Source organism: Neisseria sp. Marseille-Q1983 (assembly GCF_018224585.1).
Taxonomy (GTDB): domain Bacteria; phylum Pseudomonadota; class Gammaproteobacteria; order Burkholderiales; family Neisseriaceae; genus Neisseria; species Neisseria polysaccharea.
In genome coordinates, this window is record NZ_JAGTUI010000008.1 from 53,067 (window position 1) to 62,228 (window position 9,162).

Genomic DNA, 9,162 nt, shown 5'->3' on the forward strand with positions numbered 1-9,162 from the left:
TACCGCCTTACCTTAATATAAATATGAACATCCTCGCCCTCATCCCCCATTACAACCACCCGACAACCGTCGGCACGGTCGCGCACGGCCTGCGCGCCTGCGGTTTGGACGTGTTGGTCGTGGACGACTGCTCCCGCCCCGACTGCATACCCGTTTTAGAAAATCTGGCTTCAGACGGCATCCGCGTCATCCGCCGCACAAGCAACGGCGGCAAAGGCGCGGCAGTACGCACAGGTTTCGAGGCGGCGGCGGAGCTGGGATACAGCCACGTCCTGCAAATCGACGCCGACGGCCAACACTGTTTGGACGACGTGCCGAAGTTCGTCCGTGCCGCGCAACTCAATCCAGAAGCCCTCATCTGCGGTCAGCCGCAATACGGCGGCGACGCACCCAAATCACGATTGTACGGGCGCAAGATTACCGACTTTTGGAATATGGTCCATACCTGGTCGTCCGATATTAAAGACGGTATGTGCGGCTTCCGCCTTTATCCGTTGCCGCCTGCGTTGGCGGTCATACGCGGAGAATACATCGGCAACCGTATGGACTTCGACATCGAAATCCTAATCCGGCTATATTGGCGCGGCATCAAAACCGTGTGGATACCCACGCCCGTCCGTTACGCCGCAGACGGCATTTCCCACTTCCGCGCCCTTGCCGACAACATCCTTATCAGCCAAATGCACACACGGCTGTTTTTCGGTATGCTCAAATGGCGTTGGCGCATCTTGAAAGGCATATTCTGATGAACGGCGCATCCCGGCACTGGGCGGAACAAAACGAACGCGGCAACCGCCTGTTCCTCAAGCTGACGGCGGTGATTGTCCGTTATCTGCCCCCTTTTTTAATGAAACCGTGTATTTGGTTTGTCGTCCTATATTTTTACCTGACCTCGCCCCAGGCGCGGAAAAACCTCCATACCTACCAAAACTGCCTGCGGCATACCTTTCCTGATGCTATGCCGTCTGAAAACCGCATATTCGCGCAGTTTTTGGCATTCGGCGAAGCCGTTTGCGACCGGTTTGCCGTATGGCAGCGCAAAATACGTTACGAAGACCTGATTATCGAAGACCCCGACAACCTGACCGCCGCCATGTATCAAAACGGGCGCGGACAGATTTTTGCCTGTTCGCACTTGGGCAATACGGAAATCTGCCGCGCACTGGTTTCCCACCACCGGAATTTCAAACTCAACGTCCTCGTACACAGCCGCCACGCGCAAATGTTCAACGAAGCCCTGCAACAGGCGGGCGCGGACAAAATCCAACTGATACAGGTAAGCGACTTGGACGCATCGCTGATGATGACGCTTAACCGGCGCATTGAAGCAGGGGAATGGTTGGCAATCGCCGCCGACCGCATTCCCGTCCGGGGCGAAAAAACCGTAACCGTCGATTTTTTGCAACACCATACCGAAATACCGCAAGGTGCGTGGATTCTGGCATCGCTGCTGAAAACCAAGGTCAACGCGCTGTTTTGCATCAAACAAGACGGACGCTACCGCCTGAAACTTCGCCCTATGACCGACACATCGGATTGGACGCGGGCGGAACGCACGCAAAAAATCAAAGAATCCGCGCAACATTTCGCCCGCATTTTAGAAGAAGAATGCCGTCTGAATCCGCTGCAATGGTTCAATTTTTACGACTTTTGGCACACGGAGCACCATCCCCGATGAACAAAAAACACATTTTCTGCCGCCACAGCCACATCATCCGAGTCCCGTTTTTCGATGTCGATCCGATGCGGATCGTTTGGCACGGCAACTACGTCAAATACCTCGAAGTCGCACGCTGCGCCTTCCTCGACAGCATAGGCTACGGCTACGATGAAATGGGACGGCTCAGCTTCGGCTGGCCCATCGTCAAAATGGACTTGAAATACATACGCCCCGCACGGTTCGGACAAACCATACGCATCGATATGGCAATCGTCGAAATCGACACTTGCCTGCGTATCGACTACACTTTGTCCGATGAGCAAACCGGCGAAAAACTGACCCGCGCATCGACCACGCAGGCGGCAGTATCCTTGGAAACCGGAGAAACACAGTTCCAAACGCCGGAAAGCTGGCTCGAAGCCGTACGGAGTCATCCGACTTTTCAAGCCGCATAAGCCCTGCCGTCCGCTTTCAGACGGCATTTTCCGCCCCATTATTACCACACCGACAGACAACCATGAAAAAATACCTGCTTGCCGCACTCCTTGCCGCAACCGCCCTTTCCGCCTCGGCATTTTCCACTGCCGAACTGACCCGGATACTGCAAAAACCCGACAACATCCAAGGCAGCTTTATCCAATACCGCCATCTGAAATCCCTATCCAAACCGATGGCTACAACCGGAAAATTCGTACTGATGCCCAAACGCGGGCTGCTCTGGCAGATGCAGAAACCGTTTGCCGCCACCCTGCGCGTCCGTTCAGACGGCATCAGCCAATGGAACGGCAAAGGCTGGATGATGCCCGACACCGGAAAATTTTCCGGACAAAGCAGGCAAATCAAACTCTTTCTCGACCTGATCGGCGGCGATACGCAAGGGCTGGAAAAACAGTTTGATCTGAAACTCGAAGGGTCGGCGCAAAAATGGACGCTGCAACTCACACCGAAAACCCTGCTGATGAAACAAATCTTCAACCATATCGACATCAGCGGGGACAGCGTCGTCCGCCGCATCGAACTGCACGAAAAACAAGGGGACAAAACCGATATGCGGTTTGACGGCATCAGCGTCGGCAACCCACCGGACAAGTTTGCCGAACAATCACTCTGACACCGTCCGAACCGCTATGATCCGCCTGATTTACACCCTGCTGATGTCGGCACTTGCCGCCTTTGCCTGTTACAACATCACAACGCGCGATTGGCTGCAAACCGATTTGACCGAGCTGCTGCCCAAGAGCAGCCAAGATGCCGTTTTGCAGGCGGCGGAACGCGCCGGCGACGCGCAAATCAACAGCCAAATCATCCTGCTTGCCGGCAGCCCCCAACCCGAAACCGCATTTCAGACGGCATCGGAAATCGCCTCCTTATGGCGGCAAAGCGGGATATTTTCCGAAGTAAACAGCCAAATCAGCCCCGACTTTGCACAAATCCGCCAAGACATCGGCAGAATCAGTTTGGCCGTCTTACCCGAAGCCCAACGGCGTTTGCTGACCGAAAAACCCGCCGACTATTTCCGCCAACGCGCCGAAGATGCCGCCAACCCGTTTGCCGTATCCCCCCTGCCCTTAGATGAGGACTGGCTTGGTTTCGGACGTTTCGTTGCCGGCAAAATCAATCCCCAAACCCGTCTGCAATGGCATCCCGAAAACGGTATGCTGTTCAACGAAGACAACGGAAAAACCTGGGTTTGGATACGCGCCAAGCTGCCCGATAACGCCCTGCCTCAAGATGCTTTGGCAAACCTGCTCCAAAAAACACAGACATTAGCATCCGACAGGCACACCGAAATCCTGACCGGGGGCGGCGCACTTTTTGCAGCAGCCGCCAAAGCCGATGCCGAAAAAGAAAGCCGGATAATGGGTTTTGTCGGCACCGTCCTGACCGCCGCCCTCATATTGTGGGTTTTCCGCAGCGCGCGCACCTTTTGGCTGCTGCTGCCGCCTGCCGCAGGCATGCTGGCGGGCTTGGCGGCGGCTCTGGCGGTATTCGGACATATTCACGCCCTGACGCTGGTTATCGGTACGAGCCTGATCGGGATGCTGGTCGATTTCCCGCTGCACTGGCTGACCCCGTCGATATTCTCATCATGGCAGGCGAAACCGGCGATGAAACAGGTATTGCCCACCTTTGCCGTCAGCCTGCTGATTACCGTTTCGGGATACGCGCTGCTCTGGTTCACACCTTTGCCGGTTTTACAACAAACTGCCGTTTTCTCCGGATTCTCGCTACTTGGCGCATTCGGCGCGACCGTCTGCCTGCTGCCGCCCCTGTTTGCCCGTTATCAGGCGAAACCCGTACCTTTTGCCGCCTTGAGTGCCGCGCTCGGCAAATGCATCCGAAAACAACTTCCCCCGTCCTTCACTTATCCCGCAGCAGTTTTCCTGATGGTTTTCGCCGCCGTCGGACTGTGGCGCAGCAACTGGCATGACGACATCCGCCAATGGGTGAATATGCCGTCCGGACTGTTGTCGCAAATACAAAAAATCGGCACATTGGGCGGAACCGATTTCAGCGGTCAATATCTGGTTGCCGAAGCCGCAAGCGAAGACGCGCTGCTGTTAAAAAATGCCGAACTGCGCCGCACCCTCGCCCCCCTGATTCGACAAGGCAAACTGAAAGGCATCCAATCGCTGGATCAATTCATTCTGTCGGCAGCCGAACAAAACCGCCTGAAACAACATTTGCGCGCGATTGCAGACAAACCCAAAAACTACCGCGCCCTGCACGAACTGGGCATTCCCGAAGACACGCTGAAATCCGCCCTGCTGCAAGCAGCCGACACGCCCGCCATCACGCTTTCAGACGGCATCGTCCTGCCTCTGGCGCAGGCTTGGAAACCCCTGTATCTCGGCGAAGTCGAACCGCATCGTTATGCCTCGGTTATCCGCCTGAACGGTATGACCGAACCGGAAACCGTCCGCAAAACGGCAGAAACCGTTCCGGGAATCAAATGGGCGGACAAGCGCGGCAGGCTCAACGAACTGTTCCGCCATACGCGCAATCAGGCGGCTTGGCTGAAATTGTCGTCTTACCTGTTGGCATGGCTGCTGCTGTGGCGGCTGTTTGGCGCACGGCAGGGTGGAAAAATCCTCGCCGTACCCGTCGCTGCCGCCATCGGCACTGTTGCCGTATTGGGTTGGCTGGGCATTCCCGTCAGCCTGTTTGCCATGTTCGGATTGCTGCTGGTTTCCGCCATCGGCATCGATTATGCCGTTTACGCGCTCAATGCCGGACACAGCACCGATGCGCGGCTGGGCGGTATGCTGCTTGCCGCGCTCACGACCGGCATCTCCTTCGTCCTGCTTGCCTTCAGCGGCACACCGGCCGTCGCCGCATTCGGCATTACCGTCGGCATCGGGGTCATATTGAACCTGTGGCTGGCAGCACGGCTGATGTACTCCATCCCCGATACGCAGCATCCCAACCGTCAGCCGCCCTGCCACCGTTTCCGCTTCAGACGGCATTTTTGAAAGGAACCTATGCGCCCGACCACAACCCTGCTTGCCCTATTGACCGCAAAGCTGCTTGCCGCCTGCGCCCCATATGCCCTGCCCCTGCCCCAAACCCAACCGCGCCTTACCCAAGACGTACAATGGTTCAAATGGGAACGCTACAATAAGGGGCAAGAACCGGTACAAACCGGCATACTGGCGGCCGAACAGCTGGAAGACGGCATCCGGTTTGTACAAACCGACATATTAGGCGCACCGGTTTCACGCCAGACTATCAACAGCGGAGGCTGGCAAAATGACGGGTTCGTGATGCCCAATATGCCGTCTCGTCGCCTGTTTGCCGCACTGCTCCCGCTGATAACCGCCGAAAATACCGCTCCCCCCTATCCCGGCCTCAAACAGGCAGGCGGCGGCGCATCCTTCTGCAAAGAAGGAACATTGTTCCGCTACCGCAATCGGGACATATGGTGCGTCAATCATATTGGCGGACAGTTCCTGATTACCCTACCCGACCAAACCCGCTGGTCGGTTACACCGATTGAACCATTATGAACATACCTGTTTACCTCGGAAACCCTGCACTCACCAGCGCGTTGGGCAGCGGACTGCACACCCACATCGATGCCCTGCTGTCCCCTTCTTCCAAACCGGCACTGACATTTTCATCCGACTGGGTTGACGGCAAAAGTCTTGCCTTCGGTATGGTAAAAGAAACCCTGCGCCCCTTTTCAGACGGCACGCCCGCACACTGCCGCAGCCGCACCAACCGGCTGCTTTGGCACACGCTCGAACAAATCGAACCTCAAATCCACGCCGCCATACAACGATACGGCGCAAACCGGATTGCCGTCGTTATCGGCACATCCACCAGCGGTGCGGATGAAAACATCCCGATGTTCCGACAGGCAGTGCAGGGAAAAGCCTGGCAAGGCCTCACGTTCAACCAATGCCAACACCTTATGAATGCGCCCGCCGATTTCATTGCCGACGCTTACGGGCTGAACGGCCTGCGTTACGTCGTTTCCACCGCCTGCACCTCCGGCGCGCGCGCATTAATCAGTGCCGCCCGCCTGCTTCGCGCCGGTATGTGCGATGCCGTCATCTGCGGCGGCGCGGACACACTCTCGCCGCTGACCGTCAACGGATTCGCCTCATTGGAAGTCTTATCCCCAAACATTGCCAACCCTTTCTCCGCCAACCGCGACGGCATCAATATCGGCGAAGGCGCAGCCGTATTCATCATGACGCGCGATGCGGATTTTTCCAGCGGCATGCAGCTTCTGGGTTATGGCGCAAGCAGCGATGCCTACCATATTTCCACGCCCCGCCCCGACGCTCAAGGTGCAATCCTTGCCTTTCAGACGGCATTGCAGCACTCCGGACTTGCGCCCGAAGACATTGGCTGGATTAATCTGCACGGCACCGGAACGCATCACAACGACAGTATGGAAAGCCGCGCCGTTGCAGCGGTTTTCGGCAACAATACGCCCTGCACGTCCACCAAGCCGCAAACCGGACACACGCTGGGCGCGGCGGGCGCAATCGAAGCCGCGTTCGCGTGGGGCATTGCCGACTGGCAAAGCAATCCCGAAGGAAAACTTCCGCCCCAGCTTTGGGACGGGCAGAACGACTCCAACCTGCCCGCCATCAACCTGACCGGCAGCGGCAGCCGCTGGGAAACCGAAAAACGCATTGCCGCCAGCTCGTCGTTTGCCTTCGGAGGAAGCAACTGCGTTTTACTCATCGGATGAAATAAGTTTGTCAATCCCACCGCTATGCTATACAATACGCGCCTACTCTTGACGGGTCTGTAGCTCAGGGGTTAGAGCAGGGGACTCATAATCCCTTGGTCGTGGGTTCGAACCCCACCGGACCCACCAATTCCCAAGCCCGGACGTATGTTTGGGCTTTTTTGCCGCCCTGTGAAACCAAAATGCTTTGAGAAACCTTGATAATGAAAAAAGTCAGCGTATTGATTGTTGCCAAAAACGAAGCAAACCACATTCGGGAATGTATTGAAAGTTGCCGTTTCGATAAAGAAGTTATCGTTATTGACGACCACAGCACCGACAATACTGCCGAAATTGCCGAGGGTTTGGGTGCAAAAGTCTTCAGACGGCATTTGAACGGGGATTTCGGAGCGCAAAAAACATTTGCCATCGAACAGGCAGGCGGAGAATGGGTTTTCCTGATTGATGCAGACGAACGCTGCACGCCGGAACTATCTGATGAAATCTCAAAAATTGTCCGAACCGGCGATTATGCCGCCTATTTTGTCGAACGCCGCAACCTTTTCTCCAACCATCCCGCCACACACGGCGCGATGCGTCCCGACAGCGTATGCCGTCTGATGCCGAAAAAAGACAGTTCGGTGCAAGGCAAAGTACACGAAACCGTACAAACCCCCTACCCCAAACGCCGTCTGAAGCATTTTATGTACCATTACACATACGACAACTGGGAACAATATTTCAACAAATTCAACAAATATACTTCCATTTCAGCCGAGAAATACCGAGAGCAGGGAAAGCCCGTGCGTTTCGTTAGGGACATTATCCTCCGCCCGATTTGGGGTTTTTTCAAAATTTATATCCTGAACAAAGGGTTTCTCGATGGAAAAATGGGTTGGATTATGTCCGTCAACCACAGCTATTACACGATGATTAAATATGTCAAACTATATTATCTGTACAAATCCGGCGGAAAATTTTAAATGGAAAAAGAATTCAGGATATTAAATATCGTATCGGCCAAGATTTGGGGCGGGGGCGAACAATATGTCTATGATGTTTCAAAAGCATTGGGACTGCGGGGCTGCACGATGTTTACCGCCGTCAATAAAAATAATGAGTTGATGCACAGGCGCTTTTCCGAAGTTTCTTCCGTTTTCACAACGCGCCTTCACACGCTCAACGGGCTGTTTTCGCTCTGCGCGCTTACCCGCTTTATCCGGAAAAACCGCATTTCCCACCTGATGATACACACCGGCAAAATTGCCGCCTTATCCATACTTTTGAAAAAACTGACCGGGGTACGCCTGATATTTGTCAAACACAATGTCGTCGCCAACAAAACCGATTTTTACCACCGCCTGATACAGAAAAACACCGACCGCTTTATTTGCGTTTCCCGTCTGGTTTACGATGTGCAAACCGCCGACAATCCCTTTAAAGAAAAATACCGGATTGTTCATAACGGTATCGATACCGGCCGTTTTCCCCCGTCTCAAGAAAAACCCGACAGCCGTTTTTTTACCGTCGCCTACGCCGGCAGGATCAGTCCGGAAAAAGGATTGGAAAACCTGATTGAAGCCTGTGTGATACTGCATCGGAAATATCCTCAAATCAGGCTCAAATTGGCAGGGCACGGACATCCGGATTATATGTGCCGCCTGAAGCGGGACGTATCTGCTTCAGGAGCAGAACCATTTGTTTCTTTTGAAGGGTTTACCGAAAACATTGCTTCGTTTTACCGCCAAAGCGATGTCGTGGTTTTACCCAGCCTCGTCCCGGAAGCATTCGGTTTGTCATTATGCGAGGCGATGTACTGCCGAACGGCGGTGATTTCCAATACTTTGGGCGCGCAAAAGGAAATTATCGAACATCATCAATCGGGGATTCTGCTGGATAGGCTGACACCTGAATCTTTGGCGGATGAAATCGAATGTCTCGTCTTGAACCCTGAAACGAAAAACGCACTGGCAACGGCAGGGCATCAATGCGTCGCCAACCGTTTCACCATCAACCATACCGCCGACAAATTATTGGATGCAATATAAACTGCTTTCAGACGGCATATGCCGTCTGAAAGACCATCATGCAACAAACCGCCAAATTATATTCATTCATTGAAAAAAAAAACCTGAAATATATCCTTCAAAATAAGAAAATCCCAATATCCACTGATATCGCGCAGCCTATTGGCAAAGTTTTGCAGCGTCTTCCCCGGCTTGTGCTGCCGAGTCAAGTGCTTTGTTACAATGTATAGTGGACTAACAAAAACCAGTACAGCGTTGCCTCGCCTTAGCTCAAAGAGAACGATTCTCTA

Annotated in this window: 9 protein-coding genes and 1 tRNA gene; all 10 read left to right on the forward strand. The window is 54.3% G+C overall.

The window, feature by feature from the left end; genetic code table 11:
• The first annotated feature begins 23 nt into the window (after nucleotides 1-23).
• The 10 genes from KEM39_RS03160 (at nucleotide 24) to KEM39_RS03205 (ending at nucleotide 8,893) form a co-directional block, all read left to right on the forward strand.
• The gene (locus KEM39_RS03160; protein WP_118802142.1) at nucleotides 24-746 is read left to right on the forward strand and encodes a glycosyltransferase family 2 protein; all 723 of its coding nucleotides are present in this window, start codon (nucleotides 24-26) and stop codon (nucleotides 744-746) included.
• Nucleotides 746-1,678: a glycosyl transferase family 2 gene (locus tag KEM39_RS03165; protein WP_118997601.1), complete on the forward strand. Its 933-nt coding sequence runs from the start codon at nucleotides 746-748 to the stop codon at nucleotides 1,676-1,678. The genes KEM39_RS03160 and KEM39_RS03165 overlap by 1 nt, the downstream gene beginning before the upstream one ends.
• Nucleotides 1,675-2,115, forward strand: a complete 441-nt coding sequence (locus KEM39_RS03170; protein WP_211709578.1) for an acyl-CoA thioesterase — start codon at nucleotides 1,675-1,677, stop codon at nucleotides 2,113-2,115. The genes KEM39_RS03165 and KEM39_RS03170 overlap by 4 nt, the downstream gene beginning before the upstream one ends.
• Before the next feature lie 62 nt (nucleotides 2,116-2,177).
• Nucleotides 2,178-2,771 carry an outer membrane lipoprotein carrier protein LolA gene (locus KEM39_RS03175; protein ID WP_118997603.1) on the forward strand — a complete coding sequence of 198 codons (594 nt, stop codon included), beginning with the start codon at nucleotides 2,178-2,180 and terminating at the stop codon, nucleotides 2,769-2,771.
• A gap of 16 nt (nucleotides 2,772-2,787) precedes the next feature.
• Entirely contained in the window at nucleotides 2,788-5,133 is a 2,346-nt protein-coding gene (locus KEM39_RS03180; protein ID WP_118997604.1) for a hypothetical protein, read from the forward strand.
• 9 nt (nucleotides 5,134-5,142) lie between these two features.
• Nucleotides 5,143-5,667 carry a hypothetical protein gene (locus KEM39_RS03185; RefSeq protein ID WP_118997605.1) on the forward strand — a complete coding sequence of 175 codons (525 nt, stop codon included), beginning with the start codon at nucleotides 5,143-5,145 and terminating at the stop codon, nucleotides 5,665-5,667.
• Nucleotides 5,664-6,866: a beta-ketoacyl-ACP synthase gene (locus KEM39_RS03190; protein WP_118997606.1), complete on the forward strand. Its 1,203-nt coding sequence runs from the start codon at nucleotides 5,664-5,666 to the stop codon at nucleotides 6,864-6,866. Before KEM39_RS03185 ends, KEM39_RS03190 begins: the two co-directional genes overlap by 4 nt.
• A 53-nt stretch (nucleotides 6,867-6,919) precedes the next feature.
• Nucleotides 6,920-6,995 (forward strand) — tRNA-Ile (locus KEM39_RS03195).
• A gap of 74 nt (nucleotides 6,996-7,069) precedes the next feature.
• Nucleotides 7,070-7,828: a glycosyltransferase family 2 protein gene (locus KEM39_RS03200; RefSeq protein WP_118997607.1), complete on the forward strand. Its 759-nt coding sequence runs from the start codon at nucleotides 7,070-7,072 to the stop codon at nucleotides 7,826-7,828.
• On the forward strand, nucleotides 7,829-8,893 hold the full coding sequence (locus tag KEM39_RS03205) for a glycosyltransferase family 4 protein (protein WP_118997608.1): 1,065 nt from the start codon (nucleotides 7,829-7,831) through the stop codon (nucleotides 8,891-8,893). It begins immediately after the preceding gene.
• The last annotated feature ends 269 nt before the right edge of the window (nucleotides 8,894-9,162 follow it).

Excerpts from the sequence above, each read along its gene's own strand:
- KEM39_RS03160 (WP_118802142.1), top strand. The coding sequence starts at position 24 with ATGAACATCCTCGCCCTCATCCCCCATTACAACCACCCGACAACCGTC.
- KEM39_RS03165 (WP_118997601.1), top strand. The coding sequence starts at position 746 with ATGAACGGCGCATCCCGGCACTGGGCGGAACAAAACGAACGCGGCAAC.
- KEM39_RS03170 (WP_211709578.1), top strand. The coding sequence starts at position 1,675 with ATGAACAAAAAACACATTTTCTGCCGCCACAGCCACATCATCCGAGTC.
- KEM39_RS03175 (WP_118997603.1), top strand. The coding sequence starts at position 2,178 with ATGAAAAAATACCTGCTTGCCGCACTCCTTGCCGCAACCGCCCTTTCC.
- KEM39_RS03180 (WP_118997604.1), top strand. The coding sequence starts at position 2,788 with ATGATCCGCCTGATTTACACCCTGCTGATGTCGGCACTTGCCGCCTTT.
- KEM39_RS03185 (WP_118997605.1), top strand. The coding sequence starts at position 5,143 with ATGCGCCCGACCACAACCCTGCTTGCCCTATTGACCGCAAAGCTGCTT.
- KEM39_RS03190 (WP_118997606.1), top strand. The coding sequence starts at position 5,664 with ATGAACATACCTGTTTACCTCGGAAACCCTGCACTCACCAGCGCGTTG.
- KEM39_RS03200 (WP_118997607.1), top strand. The coding sequence starts at position 7,070 with ATGAAAAAAGTCAGCGTATTGATTGTTGCCAAAAACGAAGCAAACCAC.
- KEM39_RS03205 (WP_118997608.1), top strand. The coding sequence starts at position 7,829 with ATGGAAAAAGAATTCAGGATATTAAATATCGTATCGGCCAAGATTTGG.